The organism is Mucilaginibacter sp. (assembly GCF_025359345.1).
In the GTDB taxonomy this organism is placed as follows: Bacteria; Bacteroidota; Bacteroidia; order Sphingobacteriales; family Sphingobacteriaceae; genus Mucilaginibacter.
The window spans coordinates 14,379-37,820 of record NZ_JANYGQ010000030.1 but is presented as its reverse complement, the minus strand read 5'-3'; the positions used below and the strand labels follow the sequence as shown (position 1 = coordinate 37,820).

22 protein-coding genes are annotated in these 23,442 nt (G+C 44.9%); 9 read left to right on the top strand and 13 right to left on the bottom strand.

The window, feature by feature from the left end:
• Positions 1–329: 329 nt before the first annotated feature.
• Positions 330–2,345, bottom strand: coding sequence for an NAD-dependent DNA ligase LigA (gene ligA / locus Q0R52_RS20040; protein WP_295797587.1), 2,016 nt, complete (start codon positions 2,343–2,345; stop codon positions 330–332).
• 183 nt (positions 2,346–2,528) lie between these two features.
• Here ligA and Q0R52_RS20035 point away from each other — a divergent pair, with 183 nt between their 5' ends.
• Positions 2,529–2,834, top strand: coding sequence for a hypothetical protein (locus Q0R52_RS20035; protein WP_295797585.1), 306 nt, complete (start codon positions 2,529–2,531; stop codon positions 2,832–2,834).
• 56 nt (positions 2,835–2,890) lie between these two features.
• Here Q0R52_RS20035 and Q0R52_RS20030 read toward each other — a convergent pair whose 3' ends face one another.
• The 3 genes from Q0R52_RS20030 to Q0R52_RS20020 form a co-directional block, all read right to left on the bottom strand.
• On the bottom strand, positions 2,891–3,805 hold the full coding sequence (locus Q0R52_RS20030; protein WP_295797582.1) for a DUF6263 family protein: 915 nt from the start codon (positions 3,803–3,805) through the stop codon (positions 2,891–2,893).
• 948 nt (positions 3,806–4,753) lie between these two features.
• Positions 4,754–6,532 carry a DUF885 domain-containing protein gene (locus Q0R52_RS20025; RefSeq protein ID WP_295797580.1) on the bottom strand — a complete coding sequence of 593 codons (1,779 nt, stop codon included), beginning with the start codon at positions 6,530–6,532 and terminating at the stop codon, positions 4,754–4,756.
• Positions 6,533–6,653: 121 nt separating this feature from the next.
• On the bottom strand, positions 6,654–6,800 hold the full coding sequence (locus Q0R52_RS20020; RefSeq protein WP_295797577.1) for a hypothetical protein: 147 nt from the start codon (positions 6,798–6,800) through the stop codon (positions 6,654–6,656).
• Between the two features lie 658 nt (positions 6,801–7,458).
• Here Q0R52_RS20020 and Q0R52_RS20015 point away from each other — a divergent pair.
• Together Q0R52_RS20015 and Q0R52_RS20010 are read left to right on the top strand one after the other, a co-directional pair.
• Positions 7,459–8,511 carry an AAA family ATPase gene (locus Q0R52_RS20015; protein ID WP_295797574.1) on the top strand — a complete coding sequence of 351 codons (1,053 nt, stop codon included), beginning with the start codon at positions 7,459–7,461 and terminating at the stop codon, positions 8,509–8,511.
• Positions 8,512–8,800: 289 nt separating this feature from the next.
• Positions 8,801–9,892 (top strand): DUF6371 domain-containing protein, encoded by a 1,092-nt coding sequence (locus tag Q0R52_RS20010; protein ID WP_295797570.1) that lies wholly within the window; start codon positions 8,801–8,803, stop codon positions 9,890–9,892.
• Between the two features lie 252 nt (positions 9,893–10,144).
• Here Q0R52_RS20010 and Q0R52_RS20005 read toward each other — a convergent pair whose 3' ends face one another.
• Complete coding sequence (locus Q0R52_RS20005; protein WP_295797568.1) at positions 10,145–10,450, bottom strand: GIY-YIG nuclease family protein; 306 nt, start codon at positions 10,448–10,450, stop codon at positions 10,145–10,147.
• A 504-nt stretch (positions 10,451–10,954) separates the two neighbouring features.
• Here Q0R52_RS20005 and Q0R52_RS20000 point away from each other — a divergent pair.
• Positions 10,955–11,335, top strand: coding sequence for a hypothetical protein (locus Q0R52_RS20000; RefSeq protein ID WP_252793993.1), 381 nt, complete (start codon positions 10,955–10,957; stop codon positions 11,333–11,335).
• A gap of 587 nt (positions 11,336–11,922) precedes the next feature.
• Here Q0R52_RS20000 and Q0R52_RS19995 read toward each other — a convergent pair.
• The 3 genes from Q0R52_RS19995 to Q0R52_RS19985 form a co-directional block, all read right to left on the bottom strand.
• Positions 11,923–12,381, bottom strand: coding sequence for a hypothetical protein (locus tag Q0R52_RS19995; RefSeq protein WP_295797563.1), 459 nt, complete (start codon positions 12,379–12,381; stop codon positions 11,923–11,925).
• Positions 12,382–12,689: 308 nt separating this feature from the next.
• Entirely contained in the window at positions 12,690–13,109 is a 420-nt protein-coding gene (locus Q0R52_RS19990) for a hypothetical protein (protein ID WP_295797560.1), read from the bottom strand.
• Positions 13,110–13,341: 232 nt separating this feature from the next.
• Positions 13,342–14,619 carry a Xaa-Pro peptidase family protein gene (locus Q0R52_RS19985; protein WP_295797558.1) on the bottom strand — a complete coding sequence of 426 codons (1,278 nt, stop codon included), beginning with the start codon at positions 14,617–14,619 and terminating at the stop codon, positions 13,342–13,344.
• A gap of 413 nt (positions 14,620–15,032) precedes the next feature.
• Here Q0R52_RS19985 and Q0R52_RS19980 point away from each other — a divergent pair, with 413 nt between their 5' ends.
• Together Q0R52_RS19980 and Q0R52_RS19975 are read left to right on the top strand one after the other, a co-directional pair.
• A complete protein-coding gene (locus Q0R52_RS19980) occupies positions 15,033–15,995 on the top strand; it encodes an alpha/beta hydrolase (RefSeq protein WP_295797555.1) in 963 nt (320 codons plus the stop codon).
• A gap of 29 nt (positions 15,996–16,024) precedes the next feature.
• Entirely contained in the window at positions 16,025–16,555 is a 531-nt protein-coding gene (locus tag Q0R52_RS19975; protein WP_295797552.1) for a GNAT family N-acetyltransferase, read from the top strand.
• 249 nt (positions 16,556–16,804) lie between these two features.
• On the opposite strand, the gene Q0R52_RS19970 is transcribed toward Q0R52_RS19975, so the two are convergent.
• Both Q0R52_RS19970 and Q0R52_RS19965 read right to left on the bottom strand, forming a co-directional pair.
• On the bottom strand, positions 16,805–17,050 hold the full coding sequence (locus tag Q0R52_RS19970) for a hypothetical protein (RefSeq protein ID WP_295797549.1): 246 nt from the start codon (positions 17,048–17,050) through the stop codon (positions 16,805–16,807).
• Positions 17,051–17,205: 155 nt separating this feature from the next.
• On the bottom strand, positions 17,206–18,093 hold the full coding sequence (locus tag Q0R52_RS19965; RefSeq protein WP_295797546.1) for a hypothetical protein: 888 nt from the start codon (positions 18,091–18,093) through the stop codon (positions 17,206–17,208).
• A 174-nt stretch (positions 18,094–18,267) separates the two neighbouring features.
• On the opposite strand from Q0R52_RS19965, the gene Q0R52_RS19960 reads away from it, so the two are divergent.
• Positions 18,268–18,741 carry a DinB family protein gene (locus Q0R52_RS19960; protein WP_295797542.1) on the top strand — a complete coding sequence of 158 codons (474 nt, stop codon included), beginning with the start codon at positions 18,268–18,270 and terminating at the stop codon, positions 18,739–18,741.
• Positions 18,742–18,910: 169 nt separating this feature from the next.
• On the opposite strand, the gene Q0R52_RS19955 is transcribed toward Q0R52_RS19960, so the two are convergent.
• On the bottom strand, positions 18,911–20,203 hold the full coding sequence (locus tag Q0R52_RS19955; RefSeq protein ID WP_295797540.1) for an alpha/beta hydrolase: 1,293 nt from the start codon (positions 20,201–20,203) through the stop codon (positions 18,911–18,913).
• Between the two features lie 307 nt (positions 20,204–20,510).
• Between Q0R52_RS19955 and Q0R52_RS19950 the strand changes: the two genes are divergently transcribed.
• On the top strand, positions 20,511–21,458 hold the full coding sequence (locus Q0R52_RS19950) for a hypothetical protein (protein ID WP_295797537.1): 948 nt from the start codon (positions 20,511–20,513) through the stop codon (positions 21,456–21,458).
• Between the two features lie 133 nt (positions 21,459–21,591).
• Positions 21,592–21,969, top strand: a complete 378-nt coding sequence (locus Q0R52_RS19945; protein ID WP_295797535.1) for a hypothetical protein — start codon at positions 21,592–21,594, stop codon at positions 21,967–21,969.
• A gap of 84 nt (positions 21,970–22,053) precedes the next feature.
• Here Q0R52_RS19945 and Q0R52_RS19940 read toward each other — a convergent pair whose 3' ends face one another.
• Entirely contained in the window at positions 22,054–22,437 is a 384-nt protein-coding gene (locus tag Q0R52_RS19940) for a DUF3037 domain-containing protein (protein ID WP_295797533.1), read from the bottom strand.
• Positions 22,415–23,209 carry a HipA family kinase gene (locus Q0R52_RS19935; protein ID WP_295797530.1) on the bottom strand — a complete coding sequence of 265 codons (795 nt, stop codon included), beginning with the start codon at positions 23,207–23,209 and terminating at the stop codon, positions 22,415–22,417. Before Q0R52_RS19935 ends, Q0R52_RS19940 begins: the two co-directional genes overlap by 23 nt.
• Between the last annotated feature and the right edge of the window lie 233 nt (positions 23,210–23,442).

Below are 23,442 nucleotides of genomic sequence, written 5' to 3'. Positions count from 1 at the left end.
AATTGTTAAAGATATTTAATCAGGAAAATTAACGCTGGCTAATGCTATTATTGAATTAGTATGAATGATAAGGTCATTTCTAAATATTAAAAAATATTATATGAAATATTGCAAAAAATAAAAGCCTCCTCACACTCGCTGCTTGGAGGCTTTAACCTAAACCTTATCACAATAGGTGAGCAGGATGCCCACCATATGAAGCAACTAATATAGGGGTTTCTATAATAGAATAAAAATTTTTGTGTTAAAATGACACAACTTATTGCACAAATATATTTATATATTAAATCGATAACTTAAAGTTAAATTAACGTGGAATATATATACTATTAAGCTATCATTTCAAACAGTTCTGCATCGCTGATTATTGGGATATTTAGCTTTTGGGCTTTCTCCAATTTGGCGGGGCCCATGTTATCGCCCGCAACCAGGAAATTTAGCTTGGCTGATATGCTGCTCACTATTTTGCCCCCGTTTTGCTCGATAATGTCCTTCAACTCATCGCGCGAGAATTTCTCAAATACACCGGAGATGATAAATGATTGACCACTAAGCTTTTCGCTGGCAAGTTTTACTTCTTTTTCAATGATAACAAACTGCAGGCCTTGTGTTTGTAGCTTTTCAATTTCCTGCTTATGTTTCTCGTCGCTAAAATATTCAATAATACTTAGTGCAATGCGTTCGCCTATTTCTTCGGCCGTAATTAATTCATCAAACGTAGCGGACGCCAGCCTGTCGATGTTTTTAAAATGGACGGCCAGTTTTTTAGCTACTGTTTCGCCAACATAGCGGATGCCCAGGCCAAACAGCACTTTTTCGAAAGGCATTTCTTTCGATTTTTCAATACCAGCCAGCATGTTGTTGATGGATTTTTCGCCGAAACGGCCCATCTTTTTTAACTCTTCGCTATGTTGCTCCAGGTCATAAATATCACTTATGCGACTGATGAATTTATTTTGATAAAGTGTCTCGATAGTTTCGTCACCCAACCCATCAATATTCATGGCCTTGCGGCTGATGAAATGCTGCATTTTGCCCACTATCTGCGGATGGCAACCCTCGTCGTTAGGACAGTAGGAGGCAGCCTCGCCCTCCTTACGGATAAGTTCTGTCCCGCACTCGGGGCAGTGAGTCAAATATTTTATAGGTTTGGCATCCGGGCTGCGTTTATCAAGGTTTACGCTGATGATCTTCGGGATGATCTCGCCGCCCTTCTCCACAAAAACCCAATCATGTTCATGCAGTTTTAGGCGTTTTTCAATTTCGTCGGCATTGTGCAGCGTTGCCCGTTTAACAGTGGTGCCGGCCAGCAGCACGGGTTTTAAATTGGCAACAGGTGTAACAGCCCCGGTGCGACCAACCTGGTAAGTAACTGCCAGTAACTCAGTTTGCACTTGCTCTGCTTTGAATTTGTAGGCTATGGCCCAGCGTGGTGATTTGGCGGTAAAGCCCAGTTCCTGCTGTTGCGCGTAGCTGTTTACTTTGATCACAATCCCATCGATGTCGTAACTGAGGTCGAACCTGTTTTTGTCCCAGTAACTGATGAACTTGAAAACATCGTCAATGGTGCTGCAAAGTTTGCTATGTTCGTTGGTGTGGAAGCCCCAGTTTTTTACCGCCTGCAGGCTTTCCCAATGTGTTCTGAACAGCAGCCTTTCGGTATACAGGAAGTACAGGAAACAATCCAGCGGGCGGCGTGCCACCTCGGCCGAGTCCTGCATTTTTATAGTGCCCGATGCAAAGTTGCGCGGGTTGGCGTAAGGCACTTCGCCTGCCTCAATGCGTTCGTTATTTAAGCGTTCAAAGGCTTTGAGGTGCATAAAAACCTCGCCCCGTATTTCAAACTGGCCGGGATAATCGCCATGTTTAAGGCGCTTAGGTATGGTATTGATAGTGCGCACGTTGGTGGTTACATCATCGCCCTGTATGCCGTCGCCACGGGTAACGGCACGTACAAGCACACCATCTTCATAGGTAAGACTCATTGAAAGCCCGTCGAACTTCAACTCGCATACATATTCAAAATTATCGCCGATAGCCTTGCGGATGCGCTGGTCGAAATCAAGCAGTTCCTGCTCGTTATACGTATTGCCCAACGACAGCATTGGCCAGCGGTGCGTTACGGTCACAAAATCTTTGGTGATATCGCCGCCAACTTGTTGGGTAGGGGAGTTAGGGTCGGCATACTCGGGGTATTGCTTTTCGAGTGCGCTTAATTCTTCCAGTTTTTTATCGAAATCGTAATCGGCAATGGTAGGCATTGCCAGCACATAATAGTTGTAATTGTGCTGCTTTAATTCGCTTGTTAACGATTCTATTCGGGTTTTTGCTTCAGCCGGTGACATATAAGCGAAGATAAGTTTTAATTTGAAAATGCTATAATTTGATGATTTGAAGATGGGGAAATTTGAAGATTTGAAGATGCGGAAATTTGAAGATTTGAAAGTGTGTAACGGGGAAGTTTCAAATATTTTTTAAACCCTTGCTCTTCTTGATCGTCATACCAAAAAAACAAAATAAATTTTACCATGAAAAAGTACGGAAGAATTTTGATGCTATTTTCGGCGCTAACCTTGTTCGCGGCAGCAAGCAGCCAGGCGCAAATTGTTGTCAGGGCACGTTTGGGCCGTCCGCGCACAGCTGTGGTTGTACGTCCTGTGCGCCCAACCCCGCGCCATGTTTGGGTGGCTGAAGAGTGGGTGCCCAGCGGTGGCACTTATGTTTATAAAGAAGGCTACTGGGCCGAGCCGCCACGCCGCCGTGCCGTTTGGGTACCAGGCAGGTGGAGGCACCATCACCGCGGTTACGTTTGGGTAGGCGGGTATTGGAGATAACAATCCTCCCAACCCCCTGAAGGGGGAGCTTGAAAACTCCGGCTTCAGGGGGGATATTATTTACTGGTTGTAATGCCGTTGGTAGTATAAGTTATCGGAACGGTCATGCCGCCGGGCAGCTTGGGGTTGTCAAGTATCTGCATGCTGCCCATCATTATCTGTTTCATTTTAGCCTCGCGTATCCAGCCGGTTTTTTTATCAACCCTGATGTCGGATAATACCGAGCCATTCAGATCATATTTTACAGGCATGCCGTTTACCTGCGATGGCGCGGCATCCTTATCGCTGGTTAAGGTGCCTTCGCCGTGAATAATATAAAGCCCGGCGGCTATGTCGGTCAGCTGGTAATTTACGCGCACGGCTACCCTGGCCGTGTTTTCAAACGCCGTGTTTATTACCCACTTATCATCTTTAGCAATGGGTGCATCCGGGAAGATGGCAATGCCCGCCTCCAGGCTACCCCTGAAAGCGTTTAATCCGAACGATTGTGTAAACAACGCCCTGGCCTGCTGCCGTTTTGCATTAGTAGGTTCCTGATTTAACAGGATATCTAATAATTTGTCAAGATTAGTGACCGATTTTACCCGGCCTTTTTTGGTGATTTCTGCATTAAAATGCTTGTTTATTATGCCCGACATTATGGTCGACAGCGTATCCTGCGGATCGTTTTTCTTCGTATCTATCTCGGTGGTAAATCCCGCCATTTCTATTTTCATGCTAACCGACCGGATAGCCACTTCCATATTATAAACCGAATCGGATACGGCAAGCACTTTAAAGGCCATTTTGTAAACATAACCTATGTTAATTGTATTATGCTGGCCGTCCACTACTTCGCCTGCCTGCGAGTTCACGGTAAAGTTTAAATAATAGCTGCTATCTTTTACAAGATTTAGCGCTGGCTTGAATTTTTGCGCGTTGCAATAAACTGTGCCTGCCATCAAAAACAAAAGACATAATAGCTGTTTCATGGTTTTATTTGTAAGGCTAAGGTAACAAAGTAGCGGCACTGATGGCGCATTAATATTATAGCAGAAATTGGGGGGAAGGGGGATAAAACAAGAATAGCCGGTCTCTCAACCCCGGCTACTCTCAAATTAGCATTATCATTAAATTTTCACTCACGGTTGTATACGGAAACGGGGCTGGCAGAGTTTCAAAAAAAATAAAAAAGTCAAAAAAAAACTCCCGCTGAGAGTGCGGGAGTTAAACTATGGTATTTTGCCACAACTAATAAAAGATATTGGCTATATTAATAATTAATACAGTGTTTTATTTTTTATCATGTTGATGCTTGTTTTGATAATAAAAAATACCGGGATAGCTTGTATGGCAATGCCGATATATGCAAGTGTGCTCATGATAATACTAATTTGAGAGTGAACGGGAAATGTATGATATTGTACCATTAGAATTGCAAAAATCGTACCTATTTCATTAAAAGTGGCCCCTGCTTGTTGGTCGAATTAATAATTTTCTAATGAAGAAAAAATGGGGATTGCATGATTGGGGAATGTGTGAAAGAAATTACCCAAATTGGGCAATAAATTACACTATTGATTAATAATAAAATCGTGCCAATTAAGTGGGTTATCAACAGGTGTTGATAAAAAGTGGCATTTCCACCGTTTCTACTGCAATATAACCTAAAATTAATAATTTAGCAAGAATTAATAATTCTGTTCGGTTTTTAATTACCGCGACATTGCGCTTGTTACCGAGCAATTGTTATACCGCTTTGTTTTAGTTCATGGTTCATAGTTGATGGTTCATGGTGAAGAGAGCAACGAGCCGTGAATCAAAGGCCAGGCAAAGCGCTAAATACAGCGGCTGTGAACTATCAACTATCAACTATCAACCATGGACTCATCGCAATTGCAGCGGCTATGAACTATGAACCATCAACTATGAACCATCAACTAATTCCCACTTCCACTCACTACCCCCTTCGCCATCATCACGTCCTTAATCAATTTTACAGGCGCGCTGCCATAGCTTAAAAACTTTTCGTTAAAATCCTTCAGTTTATACTTGTCGGCCATTTTCTTTTTCCAGTTTTCGCGCAGGTCGGTTATTTCGCGGTAGCCGGAGTAGTAGCTGCAAAGCTGTACGCTGCTAACCGTAACACGCTGCCATTTGCCTTCGGCTTCGGCCTGTTGTTGGAAATCTTCGCGGGTAAGCAGTTTCAGGGCATCCGGCTTCTGCATGTTTTGGATATGCACCGAATAATCCAATATAGCGTTGCAAACCGAGCGCAGGTGCCATTTATACCACATCAGGCGCATTTCGGGCTCATCGGCGCCGTAGCCGTTATCCAGCATCATTTCTTCGCTGTAAACCGCCCAGCCCTCAACCATGGCGCCATTGCCAAATATCGCTTTAACTATACCTGGTGCTTTGTTGGCATACACCAGCTGCACATAATGGCCCGGTATGGCCTCGTGCATGCATAATATCTGTAGCGTGTAGTTATTATACTCGCGCAGGTAACTTTCGGCTTTGTCGGCGCTCCAATTGGCCAGGCTGCCAACGTTAAAGTACGAGTTGCCGCCCTTGTCGTATGGTCCCGGCGCACTCATCGATGCACCGGCGACCCCCGCCATGTAGCCCGGCTCCTTACGTACTACCAGTGGTTTTGACGGATCCATAGTCACCATTTCCTTCGTTTTTACAAAAGCCGTTAGCTTCGGTATCGCCTTTTCAATGGCCGACTGGAACTCGCCCTGTGCAGCATGTTTACTGCTCAGGGTATCAATTAGTTTGGCAATCATATCCAGCGAATCTGCCGGTGGTTTGGTCGTGCCAAAATATTTGGGCCAAATTTTGCGGGCTATTTTTGCCATCTCGCGGTGCAGGTACTTTTTACGCTCAACCGCCGAGTTAAACAGCTGCTGCGCCGTGGCTTCGCTCTGTATATCATATTTAAACTTAGCCTCGTAAAGTTCCTTGCCCAGCCTGAAACTGCGGGGTTTGTCGTTTTTAAGCGCTTTTAGCCAGGCCACATGTGCCTTTATGGCCTCGGCAGACAGCCTTGCCCGCTCCAGCATTGGTTTTTGTTCGGCCTGCGAAATGTTCGTTTTTTTAAGCGAATCGGCATAGTCTTTTTCAAAAACGCCCAGGCCGCCCTCATGCTGGGTTATGGCCAGCGCGGTAAGTTCGGCAACCGGGTTTTTAATGTGCTTTTCGGCTTCTTTGTAGTAGGCCGGTATGTTGGCCATTTTCTGGTAAAAGTTGCGCATGCGCTTATCCAGCGGGGCATAGTGCTCATTTAAAATATAAGCGAAACTGCCGATAACGTTATATCCGGACGGGTCCCATTGCCAGTCCTTCAGCGTTTGCAGGCGCCACTCAATTTCTTCCATTTGGTTCTGCATCATTCGGTAGTCAACCCGGTTCCCTTCATTCAGCGTGTTCACCTCAAAGCGGCTCATCGAGTCGATCTGCACCTTGGCAAAGGTTATCTGCTTGTCGCGCAGTTTGTCATCGGGTATAAGCAGCAGGCTGTCGTATTTGTGGTAACCCACGCTGGTGGCCCAGTCGGGGTTCAGCTTCCACAAGCCATCCAAAAAGTTATTTTCGTAGATGCTGAACGCGCCGTCATCCTTGCCCAATTGTTCGCCTACAGACGAGCCATCTTTTTTGCAGCCAATCAGCACGCAGTAAACCAGGCACGATGTAATTAAAAGTTTTTTTATCACCGGGGTATCATTTATAATTTGATGGATAAACTTAAAACATTTACCCGAAATAAGCGAACGATTGTAAATATGGATATGGAAGTTTTACAAATTGGGCGTATGGAACCCGCATATTGATTAATTAGGGCATTCCCCGGTTGGTAGAAACCGGGGCCGTGCTGTATGGTAGGGATATTGAGTTATCGGGAAATTGCAGCTTACCCTCTTTCCGCGCAGCGAAGAGAGGGTCGACCAGCGAAGCGAGGTCGGGGTGAGTCCTCTCCGCCATGCTTTTACGTCGTGCATTTACGCCAATCATTTGCGTTAACGCCGCTTGTAGAGGACTCACCCGGTCGACGCTACGCTGGACCGCCCTCTTCGCTGCGCGTAAAGAGGGCTAAAAAAGCTTAGCTTGATAACTTTAGGTCCACGCCCGGCCGGTATCCGCTGCCATCACTAATACAAGTCTGTACTGTAAATGATTTAAACTAACTTACAGAACAATCTGTTTTATCTTTATTTTTATTCTTGAATTTATTTATCCTCGAAATAAAAATTATCTTGCTTATTAACAGTAAATTTGGTCATTTTCAAGTATTTTACTAAAAAATATCACAGATTATTCTTGTTTATCAAATAAATTTCTGTACATTTGTAGTGAACATAAACCCCTCGCTTTTTCAAGCATAAAACCAAAGTGTCCGTCCGTCCGCAGGAGCAACAGTCCCCCCGGACGGACGGACACCCACGCAAAACCATAGCAAACAGGTAATCCTATTAAACGGAAAACAAGGCCCTTTATTAAAAAGGGTTATCAGGGGAGTATTTTCTAAAATTCATTTCATGAATTGGTTTATCAAGTGAGCGGTTAACAACTCAGCTATTCAATTCACCCAAACAACCTTACAACATTCCAACCCTGCAACATTTCAACAATAAATAAACACATGGAAACAAACCAACCATCAAAAACCATCTATTACACCAAACCCGAACAACTCGACACTTTTCTTGCCAAAGTTATGCCCGAACCCGAAACACCGCCGGGCTTGCTCATAACCCATTCGGCAGGGTATTGGCTCAAAAAGGCAAGCGCCAAACCAATCCCCAAAATGCTGTTTGGCAGGCTTTGGTACGAGGGCGAAATCTGCACACTGTTTGCCGATAGTAACCTGGGCAAATCAATACTGGCAGTTCAAATTGCCAACTGTATAAATACCGGCAAGGCCATGCAGCCATTTGAGGTTGAGGCCAAAGCACAGCCAACATTGTATTTAGATTTTGAGTTGAGCGATAAACAGTTTGAAGCACGGTACTCCGAAAACTATGAAAATCACTACAATTTCAGGGAGGATTTTTCCCGGTCAGAATTAAATCCTGACAACGCCGTGCCACCAGGTTTTAGCGACTTCGACGAATACCTTATTGCAGCACTGGAGCGTGATATTGTGCAGAAAAAAATAAAGGTGGTAATAGTTGATAACCTTACTTACCTGCGTAATGAAACCGAGCAGGCCAAAGACGCCCTGCCGTTAATGAAGCAACTTAAAGCGTTAAAAAACAAGTACGACCTATCAATGCTGATACTTGCCCATACCCCCAAGCGCGATTTGAGCCAGCAGATAACCCTTAACGATTTACAGGGCAGTAAAATGCTGATGAACTTTTGTGACAGCGCCTTTACCATTGGTCAAAGCAACGTCGATAAAGATTTGCGCTATTTAAAGCAGATAAAACAGCGTAATACCAACCAGGTATACGGTTATAGCAATGTTTGCCTTTGCCGCATTACCAAGCCATCCAACTTTTTGAAGTACGAATTTGCAGGCTACGGCAACGAACTCGACCACCTGAAAAAACCAAACGACCGCATGAACCAGGACGAAATTGACCAGGCCGTGCAATTGCGAAATGAAGGGTTATCCCTGAGGGAGATCGGCAAAAAAATGAACATCACCCACCAAAAAGTCGACCGGCTGATTAAAGCCTCAGCACAGTAACTGCCCGTCCGTCCGTCCGCAGGGACTACAGGTAAACCGGACGGACGGACACGACTACACATTCGGAAGGTTAAAAAAAGCGCGGGAATGTGCGATTCCCTCCCTTGGGAGGGCGAAGGGAGGGGTTCTGCTCCAAGCTTGTACGCTTGGTTGTCTGTGGTATCATAGTTCAACAGACCCCTACCTTCCCTTCCCCAGGGAAGGAATCGCACCGGCCACTGCTTTTAAAACAATCTTCCAAACACCAATAGACAAGACTACCTCCATCTCCTTCTATCAACCATGAGCCATGAACTCTCCGCACAGATACACCCTCGAACCCTACCGCGGGCCGGGCACCCGCTATGTTTGCCCCAATTGTAATAGCAGGCATAAAACCTTTAAGCGCTACATCGACACACAAACCGGCGACTACCTTGCCGACGATGTAGGCAAATGCGACTGGCTCGACCAATGTGGCTACCACTATCCGCCCCGCGAATTTTTTAAGGCCAACCCCGGCCACAAACCTCTAAACAACAACACAATGAAAACCCCAACACAACCCCAGTATTTCGATACCATCCCCCAATCAATAGTCGCCGGCACCATGCGCGGTTACGATAAAAACAATTTCAGCATGTTTTTGGCCCGCATGTTTGGTGCCGATGGCGCTATACACCTCATTGAAAAATACCGCATAGGCTGCGCCAAACACTGGCCCGGCGCCACCATCTTCTGGCAGATCGACTACGACGACAAGGTACGCACCGGCAAAATAATGCTCTATAATGGTAAGGATTGTAAGCGAGTGAAGGAGCCGTTTAACCATATTGCGTGGGTGCACAGGTTAGTTGGGAAGTCCGAAAGTCGGAAAAGTCCGGAAAGTCGGAAAGGCGCTGCGGCTGGCGTTAATGGCTGTGCAAGCAGCCCCGTTGAATCTAAAAATACGCTTTCAGATTACACGAAACATCCGGAGGGCATCCTGCACACTGTAATTGCGGACTACAAACTCCAACAATGCCTGTTTGGCGAACACTTATTAAAACTCGAACCCTTCAAAACGGTGGCTATAGCCGAAAGCGAGAAAACCGCCATTATAGCCAGCATGTACCTGCCCAATTATATCTGGTTAGCAGCCGGTAGCCTGGAAGGGCTAACCGCCGAAAAATGCCAGGTACTAAAACACCGCACCGTACGCCTCTATCCCGATGTTAACGCCTATGCCAAATGGCATACCAAAGCACGTGAACTAAACGCCCGAATACCAACCGCCACCTTCGTAATTGACAATACTCTAACCCAAAATCCCACCGCTTACGACAAGCAGCGCGGCGTTGATATTGCTGATAAATGGATTGATAATAAGTTGTTGGAATGGGAGGTGGAAGGGGGGAGGTAAAGAAGGTATCGAAGCGCCATTCCCCGCGCTTCATTGCGAGGAACGAAACGCCCTCACCACGCGTCATTGCGAGGAACGAAGCAAACTCTGCACAGGACAATCAACGAACCGCGAAGCCAATGGAGACCTTGCATCCGCCTGCAGGTAACCACGAAGCTTTTTATCCCAATGCAGCACGGCGCAGAGATTGCTTCGAAGCCGTCTGCAAGCAGCCAGCCTCGCAATGACGGTGTTGGTGGTTGTGATTGTTTTTTATTCCTCAATTAACTTATCATACAAATCAATCCAGTCAGGATTTAACTCGTTAATCAATTTAATTTTAGCTTTCCTGTTACCACCTTTAACGGCTTTTTCAACAGCAATTGCCTCTTCAATACGTGGGTAGAAACAATAATAAACCAACTTTTCGCATTGATATTTTGCAGTAAAGCTATCCGGGTAAAAATGCGTTTTATGTTCCCAAACCCGCCCTGTGAGGTCAGAAGTAACACCTACGTATAAAACAGTATGCCGCTTATTGGTCATTATGTAAACGCAGCCACCTTGTATAAATACCATTGCGCAAATTATAAAATTATCTTAAATTACGTACAAACCTTCTCCACCCGTCGTTGCGAGGAACGAAGCAATCCCTGCACAGGACAATCAGGAACCGTAATATTTGTGAAGATCAAAAATGCGGCTGACAGGTCACCACAAAGCTTTTGCTCCTTGATTTGCACGCGTAAAGATTGCTTCGTTCCTCGCAATGACGACGTTGGTAATGTGTAGGCGGCAAACCCTCTCCGCGCGCCATTGAGGAACGAGCGCCCTCTCCGCGCGTCATTGCGAGGAACGATCCGCCAGCTGGCGGACTGCACAGGACAATCAATGAACCGGAATGATTTTGTGGGGTAAGGCGCCGCGTGCAAGTTGGCTACCTGTCAGCGGCGCACGAGTAGCCTTTTCGCCTGGGGCCTGCGCGTCATACTCGCGCGAGAAGACCGGGGAGGCTTGCGGCAGCGGCGTGGAAGGGTCACCTTTCCCCAAAAAAACGTATTAAACTAAAACAATCTCACAATTATGGAAGAACGCAAAACAGCTGCAATAGTACTGGGCATACTTGCCCTGGCGGTGGTAATTTTTACGGTGATCATCCCTTATATCAACGAGCGGAAAACGCAGACTTTACAGTTCAGGTCCTGCACGGTTCATTTTAATTACCACAATGGTTATTCACCCGACTATGACATTTACCGGGCGGCTCAAAACAACTTCGCCCTTTGTTTATGCAAGATCTACCAACACGGGGACACTGCAATCAGCAACCGGATTATAGGGATATACAAAGAAACCGGTAGCCCAATCGGCCCGGATAGTGTGTATAAGTCGAAAGACTGCAGTGTGGATACTATTATAAAGTACCGAAGCGAGGCCTTTGATACACTGATTATGGTCGATTGATTTTAAAAGACTGTAAAGCTGTCTGCCAACTGGTCGGGTGTGATGCTGAGGCATAAAATTATCTGGCATCTTAAAAGGAAATGAAAAAAAGGGTGTCATGCTGAGGCACTCGAGGCATCAGCGCAGTGGCCGGTACGACGTGCTTAGCACGCGGGCTATCTGCGCGTTATTACCTGTCGGCGGGCCACAAGCAGGGAGGCTTGGGGCAGCGGGGAATTTAATCGCCTGCGTCAAACATTTGTGCGTATTGTAGCATATATTTCGCAGTGAGCCAGTTGCTAGGGGGGACTATAGTAGCATGATGGCGCCCATAGATGACACTTTGGGCAGTTGCAGAGTCTAAATCAATTTTGATAATCATATAACGACCATCTGATCTGCCTCGCACGAAAGAACCATCATTATTATCTCGCCAAGCGTTTACACTAAAGTAGTTTATTAATTCATCCATAACCAAAAGCTATTTTTTGCATTCCATTACTAAATCCACCATCGGTAACATTTTACGTTTGAAATGCTAGCCGCACTGCAATAATTGCAATGGCATCGATGTCAACAATAAAAAATGTCCTGTCTCGACTTGAAATTTATTTAATTATACTATTTTCATCTGATATGTTCCTAAAATTCTTCACTTGATAGTTGGTATCTAATTCAAAATAATACCTAACAAGCTTTTTTCGGTTATTTTCTTCAATTCTAAAAGTGCATTTGGTATAATAAAAAACAAGTTCGCCACTTTTTATTTTACGTAAGTTGCTGAGGTTTTCCTCTTTAAGCTCCGGCCTTACACGGTTTTCGCTGTCAACATACTTTTCATAACCATGAAAATCAAATTCATTTTTAATATTTTCGGGGTAAAGCATGCTGTCCAACATGACTTTCGTTCTTGATTTGATTATTGTATCTACTGAAACCAACTCAAACGAATTCGGATCATTTAATTTGCTTTTGATATAATTTTCTATGTTTTTATCAGCAATTTTTTGAGGTGTACTATTGCAAGATAATAACCCAACTAAAAAGACAAAGTAAATTTTCTTCATGAATAAAGGTACTTATTAGGTGGCCTAATGTAAGAATAAGTTGTTGTAATTAATGCCCCAGCTGCCGTAAGCGTTCTTCCTCATCTGGCGCGAGAATGCAGCCAAAGGCCCAAGGAGGTGGAGTTCTCGTGCCCTCGCGTTTAGGTAGCCAGCACGCTATGTAGACAAATGCTATTGTTTAAACCCCCGTCCGCCACTGTCCGCAAACTTGTCCGCATTCCCGCGTCCCACAAAACGGACGGACAAACCTTATACTCGCGCGAGAACACACGCATTTGTGATAGAAAATGCTTAAGCCAAATGAGGCCCTACATCTGACCAGTTAAATAGCCATATAAGAAAATAGTAAATAAAAAATATGCCAACATAATCATTGGAACAAACACGCTGTGTTTAAATAGCCCCAAAGGATACTTTTCAATGAGCAAAAGATATCTATTCCGCCAAAATATCAAAACATAGTTTATGATATAAATTAATACGAATACCAGGGCCATATCTAAAATGGAAGATATGTTTTCTCCGACTGTCGTAAAAATTCCAAATGTTCCAATTTTACTGTGATAAATATGGAAATATTTCAGCCAAAGCATCGTGCTAAGCACAGCTAGTGTAAATACCCAGGAAATTAGAATTAATGGTTTCTGTTCCCAACCTCTTTCTTTAGGATTATGCTTAATAAAACGTTGTGTAGCATCACTCCAAAATAAATAATAATAGTTCCTCATAAATTTATAATTAATGTGGCAGTGTGCAAATTGAACAGCCTTCCCCGCGACCGCCCCGATTTATCGGGGTGTCCGCGTTTAGGTAGCCAGCATGCTATGTAAATAAATACTGTTGTTTAAACCCCCGTCCGTCTTTGTCCGCAAACTTGTCCGCATCCACCCGTCCCACAAAACGGACGGATAGAACCCACACCGATACCGTTATACCGCACAAATAATTAACTTTAAGCCCCTACCCAAACGGCTCACTAATTGATTTACTTGGCTGCGAAAACCATCTCGGGCCTTGTTCGGTCATATACACACAGTCCTCTAAGCGCACGCCAAATTCGCCTACAATTGAAATGTTTGGTTCTATACTGAAGCACATGCCCGGCTGCAGCAATAGCTTGTTGCCTTTTACCATATTGCCCCATTCGTGCCCGTCCATACCAATGCCGTGACCGGTGCGGTGTGGCAGTCCCGGTAATTTGTAGCCCGGTCCGAAACCTGCATCGGTAATTACTTTACGGGCAGCGGCATCCACGGCTTCGCAGGGCGTCCCGATCTTTGCGGCGGCAAACCCGGCGGCCTGCGCCTGTTTTTCGAGCGACCATATTTCCTGCTGCCGTTTGGTTGGTTCGCCAAAAACAATGGTACGGGTAATGTCTGAATTATACCCCTCAATCACGCAGCCGCAATCCATCAGCACCATATCCCCTTTTTTAAGCTGGTGCGGCTCTTTCAATCCATGCGGAAAAGCCGAAGCCTTACCGAACAGGCATAAAGCAAAATCGGGTGCGCCGCCCAGCTGGCCTTGTGCCGACATAATTATCGACGAAAGTTCGCCCTGCGACATGCCTTCCTTTAACTGGCCCGCAGCGTGTTTGATGGCAGCAAGGGTAATATCATTTGCCTTTTGCAAAAGCTTAATTTCCGCGGCTGATTTTATTAAACGGCAGGGGATGGTTACCGGGTCGCCGCTTAAATAGTTTAAATCCGGGGACTCTTTCTTTATGCCATTAACTATAAAAAACCGGGTGCTTTCTTCTATGGCAACAGCCCGGTAAACAATACCGGCATCTTTAATGGCATTGGCAATAAGCCGGTAGGGGCTCTCGTCTTCCTGCCAGGCGTACACATCTTTTCCAATAATTACCTGCTCGCGCAGGCGGGCTTCTTCAAAGCCGGGGCACACGTATTTTACCTCCCCTTTGGCAGGGATAATGGCCACCATAGTGCGCTCGCTGGGCCACCAGGTAATACCGGTAAAATAATGCAACCCGGTGCCCGCATCAAGCACCAAAGCATCCATTTTGTTTTCGGATAGCAGGCGCTGGGCCTTTGCAATCCTGGCCTGCCTTTCAGCCGGCGATATCGGCACCACATCGCCGGTGATAGATTGCAGGGTAGCCGTTGCACCGGCAGCTTCGTTTTTCGGGCTTTCGGTACATGAGGCCATGCCTGTTAACATACCGGCTGCCAGGGTTGCAGTAGTGAGGCCGATAAAATCTCTTCGTTTAATAGTCATAAAATGTTTTTTTAAAGCGGTCAGCTGTTTAGCTATGAACACCCGGCTAACTGAAGCTAAATTATAAATAATTTTGATGGATTATTCGTGGTTAATAAGCCGGCTATCCGTGCGTGTACAGCGCTCAAAATGTCTTAGTTTTAATACCTGTCCGAAACCGTCCGCTACCACCCGTCCCGGAAAACGGACGGACAAAACCATCGCCCATTTGTTTGAACCTTGATTTTTCACCTGTTAATTGTTTTTTAGTGGCGTTCAAGAGGGCGTCGCCGTTCACACGATTAACAGATTTTCATTGTAACTTACGGGCAGACAGGGGGAGGTAATCTTTAATCAAACAAATCAAGGTTCACCACTGTAACATACTCCTGGTACCAAACGTCATCTAATCAAAATCTGTTTAATATTTAATAATGATAAAAGCATTCTGCAGCATCTTCCTTTTCTCTGTAACCATCCTTTTGGGCAGTCAATGCCTCGCCCAAACCAAAATTGATACCACCGAAGCTATCCCCGCAGGCGGCATTAAGCAGGTAGTTAAAATTGAAGGAAAGGACCGCTCGAAACCGTTGTTCCTGTTTATAACCGGCGGACCTGGTTCGGAGGGGATATATGATGAAAATAAGTTTTACCTCGATGAATTAAAGAAACACTTCGTCGTTGTCGCCTGGGACCAGCGTAACTGCGGGAAAACACTGAAGCTTAACCCTTCGCCGGTAAAATTAACGGTTAAGCTGTATGAAAATGATACCCACCAATTGGTAACGGCCCTGCTGAAGCAGTTCCACCAAAAAAAGCTGTTTATTATGGGTTGGTCGTGGGGCACCGTGCTGGGTTTTTACATGGCCGATAAACATCCCGAACAAGTGTACGCTTACATGGCGGTAAGTCCGGCGGTAAATCAGTGGGAAAGTGAGCGGATATCGTTAAACGAATTAAAGCAGAAGGCCGTGCAACAAAAAAATAAAAGGGCTATTGCTGAGCTTGCAAAAGTGAAGATCCCGTTTGAAAACGGATTGCAAAATTATTACGACCGCAAATGGCTGTCGGTTTTGAATGGTGAGGACATTGGCGACACCACGGAATTTAAAAAGTATTTCACCGAAAACTCGGAAATGACGGCGCTTTTTAAAGAGGCTAACTATATTGATCTAACGGTTTCGATGCCCAAAGTTAATTGCCCGGTTTATTTTTTTGTGGGCCGTAATGACCATCAAACCAATTACCTGCTTTCAGAAAAGTATTACAAACAACTGGCTGCGCCAAAAAAGAACATTTTCTGGTTCTACAAATCGGGGCACCTGGTGCCGGTTACCGAGCCCGTCTTAATGCAACAGGTTGTAATAAAACAAATATTGCCGCACATAACACTTTAAGTTAAACAAGAAGGGCTTTATTGCTAAATTTGAGCACTATACGACCTATGCAGATCGAAATACAAAACACCCAACATACCGACTCTGGAATCATTTTTAAGCTCTATGATGATGCTATCGCCTATCAGAAAAAAGTGGGCAATAACCATTGGCTGGGCTTTGAACCGGCGCTAATAGCGAAAGAAATTGACGAGCACCGGCATTACAAAGTTATTGCTGAAGGCGAAATTGTCGCTACTTTTTGCATCACGCTCAGCGACCCGCTTATTTGGAAAGACTCAGGTACCGTTGCTGCCGTTTATATTCACCGCATAGCCACCAGCCAGTTTTTTCGGGGGCACAACCTGCTGAAGCATATTGTAGATTGGGCAAGGGAGTATGCGAAAGCTAATGATTTGTCATACATCCGGATGGATACCGGCGGCGGCAACGACCGCCTGATTAGCTACTATGTGAGCAGCGGTTTTACCCATACCGGGAACACAGGTATCGACTACACCCCCGACCTGCCGGCGCATTATAAAGATGGGACTTTTGCGCTGTTGCAAATGCCTGTGTAACACGATCCGTAGAAAATGCAACCAGGCATCCTAATTGTTTGAACCATAATTTGGCTGATTAAAAGATTTTCAAGATTACTTACGGCTGTCAGTGTCTGAACCCCAATAGGGTACCAAAATCAGAAATGAGGCAGCAGTTAAGCGAGCAGTGTCCGGAAACTTGTCCGCATACTGTCATCCCGAAAAACGGACGGACAAACGGACATCAATAAGGCATCCCATAAATCCCACAAATCTGCTTAATCCAGGTCAATCCTGCCAACTGCTCTTCAAAACCTTGTATTCCTCGCGTTCTTCCAGCGTTAAAGCCTCAAGCACGTTCATTGATTTTCCGTTGAGTCCGTTGATAACATAGTTGCTTTTTGCTGCTGTATCAAAAAACTGGATTTTATAATTATCCCTTAGTTTTTCGTTGTCTTTTACAATTTCGCCAAATTTTGTAACGAAATTTTCCTTTTTTACTGCCGTAGCCGGGGTAGAGTTTTTGGCTGCCATTTGATAAATGAATTTTTAAATAAAACGGTTTATTAACTGTTGCTTAACAAATAATAACCGTAAAAGTTACAATGTACTAAAAATATTGGGAAAAACGGCAGCATTAGCTTTTTTAGCTATGGAGAAAATGGTATTTGTTGACAGACTACGCGTTGTTAATCAGAAACCCCCGACTCGGAGACCAACTTTAAAATGGCCTTGCTCCCGGCCGGTCGCGATAAATACAATTCGGTATAACCATAAGAATAACCCGAACGGCTGATGATAAAATCAGGAATATTATCTCCGTCGATATCGCCCGCAAAATCAATCGCTATATCTTCCGACATGTCGCCCACGCCACCAAACGATACGTCGGCCGGTAATGCTTTCAGCACCTGGTTAAAACACTTGCCCTTAACATTTGCCAGCAGGTGTAACTTGTAATTGTAAACTAACCCGCCGGTCTTTCGCCCTGTTGTGTAAAGCACATAAGAAACGCCGTTGTATGTAAACTGGAGCTTTTGGCCAGCCGCAGGTAATCTTTTCGACAGCAGGGCCATTTTAACAGGGCCATTCACAAGGCCTTTTGCGCCCGATATTAAAATTACATTGTTAGCTTTAATATTGCTGTTAATCCGCCAGCCGGTATTGGCATTGCCGGTATCTAAGTCAGAATGTTGTTGTGTAAACTTTACCCGGGTATCATTTATAAAATAGTTGCCTTTAGTTTCAAACAGGCCCTTCCATTTTAGTTTGGCAATATTTGCATCAACATCATCCGCGCCGTAACTGGCACATTGTACGGTTTTTATTCCATCAGTAGTATCGGTAATGGCATTGGCATTGGTTACCACTTGTATAGCATCCGCCGGGACTGCCACTTTAGGAATGGTATCACCCGGGATTGCCAGCGTATCGCTTGCCGGCGAGATACTCCCCGCAATAACGTGGCTGGTATCATTTTTAAGGCGGATGTTTTCTTTTTTAACCACTTTGCTGCCTGTCTGCCCGCAAGCAACAAGTATCAAAAGCATCAAAATATAAATTACCTGGTTTTTCATTTGTGAAGGCCTTTGCACCGCTAAACTAACGCAAAATAATTGTTTAATGGCCGTACCAGGCCAAATATTAAACTGGCCGGACTGGGATGATGCCCGTGATCTGGCGAGCTTTCAGTCTTTTCCAAACGCCCCAACCAAATCCTCCTATATTTGTTAACCTCTTAAACAACCCCGATGGAAAATCAGCATAAAATATTAATCAACGAAATCTCAAAGCTGCTGCAGGGCGGCAGTGCCCACGCCTCGTTTCACGAAGCAATAAAGGGATTAAACCCCAAATTGCGCGGCGTTAAGCCCGACAACATGCCTTACACCATATGGCAACTGGTTGAGCATATCCGCATTGCCCAGTGGGACATGATGCGTTTTTGTAAGGATGCCGATCACCAATCGCCAAAGTGGCCCGACGAATACTGGCCGAACGAAGTTGCCCCCGAAGATGATGATGCCTGGAATGGGGCCCTTAAACAGATCGATGATGATTTAGACGAGTTTATTGAATTGCTTGAGCACAGCGATATTTACCAACCCCTTGAACATGGCGAAGGCCAATCCATCCTGCGCGAAGCCCTGCAAATTGCCGACCATAATGCCTATCATATCGGTGAGATTATAGTGATACGAAGATTGCTGGGAGATTGGAAGTAAGCGACATTCGTCATTGCGAGGAACGAAGCAATCTCTGCACAGGACAATCAATGAACCGTTATGTTTGTGAAGATCAAAATGCGGCTGACAGGTCGCCACAAAGCTTTTGCTCCTTGATCAGCACGCGTAAAGATTGCTTCGTTCCTCGCAATGACGATAACTGATGTTTTTACCTCACCTTATTCACAAACTCTACAATTGCCGGCACCAGTCCGGGGCTTAATGGCAGGTCGGGTTTGCTGTAGGTAGCAACGTTTTGTTCGTCATCGTCGGGGGCATCTTTTAAAATATGGTTCATGCCCTTTATCTCCACCAGTGTAGCGTCTGATTTTGATTTTTTAAACCTGCGGCCATTTTCAACGTTAACCATTTTGTCGGTAGTTCCCTGTATCAGCAGCAGCGGCACTTTTATCCGTTTTACCCCGCGTAAAGGGTCGTAGCGGCAATAGCTCATTATAAAGTTCTGTATGCTTGGCCTGGCAATGTAATACAATGCCGGGTCGATGTTTGGCGTTAGCTTGCCTTTACGCAGGCTATCCATAAAAGCTTTAAACTCGTCCTGTAAAAAGCCGGCTTTACCTTTTAATTGATCCCTTAATAATTTGTCGCCCGGGTCGGCTGCCCATTCGGCGGCAATAACGCCTTTTGCCGGCACGTCGTTTGTAATAAGCGAAGTAACCAGTGCGCCTTCGCCATGGCCAAACAATATAATTTTCGAGAAACGCTGGTCGTCGTTCAGCATATTGGTGAGGCCCAGTGCATCATCGCCATAATCCTCCAACCGTAATTCCGACTCCTTGCTTTTGGTAACGCTGGCGCCAACCAGGCGCTTGTCATAACGTACCGTTGCTATGCCGTTTTTGCCCAGATCGTTGGCAAGCATTTTGTAGGTGTTGCCGGCTGCGCCTGTTTTAGCGTTATTGCCGTCCCTGTCGGTGGGTCCTGAATCAGCTAAAATCAGTACCAGCGGTATCTTGCCAGATGGATTTTTTGGCATCACCAGCGAGCCCGAAATGGTGCCGGTTAAAGTCTTTAGTACAATAGGTGTTTCATCAAGCGATGGGTCGAGCGTTACACCGGTCTTTGCATTATCTTCGGGTTTGTAGGGTCCTAGCAGCAGGCCGGTCAACTTATTTTGTGGATTAAGGGCCAGGTTCAGCAAAAATGTGCTGTTTTGAAACGTAGCCTTATACACCACCAATTGCGACGTGACTTTTACAAACTCGGTTTTAAGCAGGTTGCCATATTGCGATTTTAGTTGGATGGTAGTGGGCTTAAAAGTCTCGAGTGGCAGCGATGCCTTCATCTCGGTGCTAAACATGGCAAAAATGCTGTCGGGCTGGTCATGGTTATAATATTGGGTAAACCGGGTAACAGCAGCCAAATAGTTGGCAGGTTCGGCCTGCGCAATAGCCTTTACAGCTAAAAGCAGGGTAACCACAAAAAATATTGTTTTCTTCATTTAAGGATTTTCAGGAATAAAAACTTGCAGTTTCGAAATTAGTAAAAATAGGGCACAGTTTGCCGGGTTTAATAAAATCACTTTTGGTGCGATACCGAAAAATGAATAACTGATTATTTAAGTAATTAGTCTTTAGATTTTTAAATATATTTAGGGATTAAAATATTATCCGATCTTTAATGAATATTTCCCCGCAACCCCTGGGTAAATTACAAGTGTTTACCTATAGTACAACCCCACAATTTTGTGTTTCCAAATCTTTCCAGAACATAACGATTAACACATTCGTATTGTGTAAGCCGAACAGATGAGCAAAAAGCCTCAAAGCGGTCCCTTGCCGCCAGCCAAAGCAATAAAACAACCAACAGCTGCCCGAAAACCAAAGGCCCGGTCAGGCGTGGTTGTTAACACACCGTTGAGAGAAACGAAAGAACTACCCGCAACTTCTGCTAATCACCCTGATTTACAATTGCAAACCGAAACTATGGAAGTACACCATCACCCCAATGTAGAAAAAAAGAATTTCAAAGAATACCTGCTTGAAGGCCTGATGATCTTTTTGGCAGTAACTATGGGTTTTTTTGCCGAAAGCCTGCGGGAGAATATCAGTGAGCACCAACGTTCAAAAGAGTTTGCGGCATCAATGTATGTCGATTTAAAGGAGGACACGGCAAGCCTGGCAAAGTATATTACCCGCGTTAAGTTTGCTGCCAATAATGTAGATACCTTGATGCAACTATTGTCGGCCAACGATGCTGAACATATACCCTCAGGTAAATTATACTGGTACGGACTTTTCGGTGGCATCCCCAGCACCTTTGTCCCGCACGATGCCACCTTGCTTGAGATGAAAAGCTCGGGCTCTCTGCGTTTTTTCTCAAAATCGTATGTTAACCGCATGGTAGCCGGATACGACCAACTGCTGCAGGTGTTTAAGACAAACGACGAACACCAGCAGGGTATTTACAACGAAGTGCGGAAGAGCCGTTCACTATTGTTTAATTTTAAATATAACGAGGCAGCCAATGCAGTTACTCAGCAAATTTATGTCAAATACCGGCGGTCGTTAATTGATTCATTTATGAAAACCAATCCGCCATTGCTATCATATGATAAGGTGCTCTTTAATCAATATATCGAGGCCGTGCGGTCGCGGTTCCTGAAAAACCAGGTAGCGGGGGCGGACACTTTAAAGAATCATGCAATAGCTTTGATAGCAACTTTAAAAAAAGAATTCGGAGTGGAAAATGAATGAGGGTGAAGAATACGATAGGACCGACGCAAGTTCCCCACTAACGGCAATCAGGTGATGATTGAAATTTTTATAAAGGGCCACTAAATCCGGAATTTAGATAAAACTTTTTTACGGCTTCGGCACTTATAACACCATGGAATTAAGCACGCAGGTTGCATGGTTGTTTTTACTGGCTATCCCCATTGCCTGTATAGCATGGACGGTTACCCACGAAGAGGTTTTTCGCGAGCCGAGGGAGTATTGCCTTAAACGCTGCCACAACGGCAAATCCATAGCCGAGCGTAAGTTTTTTTACCTGTTTACCTGCGAGTATTGTTTCAGCCATTATGTAACTGTTATCATGCTGTTCATCACCCAATACAAATTGTGGTTTACTGATTGGCGTGGCTACCTTATAGCTGGTTTTGCCCTGGTATTTGTAGCCAATGTGTACATGAGCCTTTTTGCCTTGGTACGCGTTGACTTAAAGAAAGTGCGCCTGGAAGCTGAACATGAGGAGCAGAAGAAATAGTGGGCAGGAGGCAGTTTTCAGTTGGCAGTAGCCTCTTTTCCTATTTTCAAATCATCGAATCAACACATCTTCAAATTAACATCGTTACAATACCAGCTGTGCGAATAACCTTTCCAAAGTCGCCAAAGCATCATCGGTCATTCCGGGGTGCACTTTTGACGTTTGCAGCACTGTGCTGCGCGTGGCGGTTAACCACCTGAAGCGCGAGGCCATGTCAAGCTTACCAATTGGCCCGGCATCTTTATCGGCATTGCAAATGCGCTCAAATGAGCAAAGGTGTTGCTTCAGCTCTTCAATATCCAAATCTTTATGGCACGACTGCAGCCTGGCCTCATCTAAATGGTAGCGGGCCTGCAAAAATTTTTGTTTGGCGCAATATACTATCACCCCAATATTTAAAAACTCCTCGCGTTCTACCCTGGGCACAACGCGTATTACGGCATACTCAAATAATGTTTTCTGCTGCATGTTGTGCTTCGTTTACAAAAATTGATGAATGCTCCAATCTCGTAGTTAAAAATTCAATATAAGCCTCGCGGTATTGTGCGGGAGTTTCAAACGTGGATTCACCGGTGAGCCATTCATCAGGTATCACCTCCACAATAGCCCGTATGCGTTCGGCGGTAAGTATTTGCTTAAATGCAGCGTCAACTTCGGTCAACTGCGTTGCGCGTGATAATAATACATGGTCTTTTACCTGTAAAAATGGTTTTTTAGCGGCCTCGAGCCAATTGTGCCACGAGTGATGGAAATATAAAGCCGCACCATGGTCAATCAGCCATAATTCGCGGTGCCATATCAGCATATTAGTATTGCGTGGTGTGCGATCAACGTTTGTCAGCAGGCAATCAAGCCAAACAATCTGCGATGCCAGCGTTGCATCAATGGGCGAAATAGCAGGGTCAAAGGTTATTGCCCCCGACAGGTAATGCAAGGCGAGGTTAAGGCCAACACTGGCCTTTAATAAATCCTGTATTTCTTCGTCAGGCTCGGTACGGCCAAAGGCTTCATCCAGGTTGGCAAATACCACTTCAGGCACTTTTAAACCGCAGGCACGGGCAATTTCGCACCCAATTAATTCGGCAACCAATGCTTTTGCTCCCTGGCCCGCACCGCGAAATTTTAACACGTATAAAAAGCCGTCATCGGCCTCGGCAATAGCAGGCAGCGAGCCGCCCTCGCGCAGGGGCGTAACGTAACGGGTAACGTTTACTGTACGCAGCTGTGGTTTTAAATCCATAATTAATAATTAATACGAATTACACGAATTTAATCCAATTGCGCTAATCAAATTCGCGAAATCCGGCTTTTGAGGGAGCTCAATTTACAAGTATTATTAATACACATAATTTATGGCAGCGCTTATTGCGCCGGATATTCATTCTTTAATAATAACCTACGGGTATTTAAAGTGTTTGAAATACAATTATTTAACCTGTACGCTTAAATAATTATTTTAAATTAACATTTATG

What these genes read in the sequence shown, in the direction of transcription:
- Q0R52_RS19935 (WP_295797530.1), bottom strand. Translation starts at nt 23,209, where the DNA reads ATGGATTTAAAACCACAGCTGCGTACAGTAAACGTTACCCGTTACGTT.
- Q0R52_RS19960 (WP_295797542.1), top strand. Translation starts at nt 18,268, where the DNA reads ATGGAAAATCAGCATAAAATATTAATCAACGAAATCTCAAAGCTGCTG.
- Q0R52_RS19950 (WP_295797537.1), top strand. Translation starts at nt 20,511, where the DNA reads ATGAGCAAAAAGCCTCAAAGCGGTCCCTTGCCGCCAGCCAAAGCAATA.
- Q0R52_RS20035 (WP_295797585.1), top strand. Translation starts at nt 2,529, where the DNA reads ATGAAAAAGTACGGAAGAATTTTGATGCTATTTTCGGCGCTAACCTTG.
- Q0R52_RS20005 (WP_295797568.1), bottom strand. Translation starts at nt 10,450, where the DNA reads ATGGTATTTATACAAGGTGGCTGCGTTTACATAATGACCAATAAGCGG.
- Q0R52_RS19980 (WP_295797555.1), top strand. Translation starts at nt 15,033, where the DNA reads ATGATAAAAGCATTCTGCAGCATCTTCCTTTTCTCTGTAACCATCCTT.
- Q0R52_RS19995 (WP_295797563.1), bottom strand. Translation starts at nt 12,381, where the DNA reads ATGAAGAAAATTTACTTTGTCTTTTTAGTTGGGTTATTATCTTGCAAT.
- Q0R52_RS20000 (WP_252793993.1), top strand. Translation starts at nt 10,955, where the DNA reads ATGGAAGAACGCAAAACAGCTGCAATAGTACTGGGCATACTTGCCCTG.
- Q0R52_RS20020 (WP_295797577.1), bottom strand. Translation starts at nt 6,800, where the DNA reads ATGGCGGAGAGGACTCACCCCGACCTCGCTTCGCTGGTCGACCCTCTC.
- Q0R52_RS20030 (WP_295797582.1), bottom strand. Translation starts at nt 3,805, where the DNA reads ATGAAACAGCTATTATGTCTTTTGTTTTTGATGGCAGGCACAGTTTAT.
- Q0R52_RS19970 (WP_295797549.1), bottom strand. Translation starts at nt 17,050, where the DNA reads ATGGCAGCCAAAAACTCTACCCCGGCTACGGCAGTAAAAAAGGAAAAT.
- Q0R52_RS19990 (WP_295797560.1), bottom strand. Translation starts at nt 13,109, where the DNA reads ATGAGGAACTATTATTATTTATTTTGGAGTGATGCTACACAACGTTTT.
- Q0R52_RS19985 (WP_295797558.1), bottom strand. Translation starts at nt 14,619, where the DNA reads ATGACTATTAAACGAAGAGATTTTATCGGCCTCACTACTGCAACCCTG.
- ligA (WP_295797587.1), bottom strand. Translation starts at nt 2,345, where the DNA reads ATGTCACCGGCTGAAGCAAAAACCCGAATAGAATCGTTAACAAGCGAA.
- Q0R52_RS20015 (WP_295797574.1), top strand. Translation starts at nt 7,459, where the DNA reads ATGGAAACAAACCAACCATCAAAAACCATCTATTACACCAAACCCGAA.
- Q0R52_RS19955 (WP_295797540.1), bottom strand. Translation starts at nt 20,203, where the DNA reads ATGAAGAAAACAATATTTTTTGTGGTTACCCTGCTTTTAGCTGTAAAG.
- Q0R52_RS19945 (WP_295797535.1), top strand. Translation starts at nt 21,592, where the DNA reads ATGGAATTAAGCACGCAGGTTGCATGGTTGTTTTTACTGGCTATCCCC.
- Q0R52_RS19965 (WP_295797546.1), bottom strand. Translation starts at nt 18,093, where the DNA reads ATGAAAAACCAGGTAATTTATATTTTGATGCTTTTGATACTTGTTGCT.
- Q0R52_RS20010 (WP_295797570.1), top strand. Translation starts at nt 8,801, where the DNA reads ATGAACTCTCCGCACAGATACACCCTCGAACCCTACCGCGGGCCGGGC.
- Q0R52_RS19940 (WP_295797533.1), bottom strand. Translation starts at nt 22,437, where the DNA reads ATGCAGCAGAAAACATTATTTGAGTATGCCGTAATACGCGTTGTGCCC.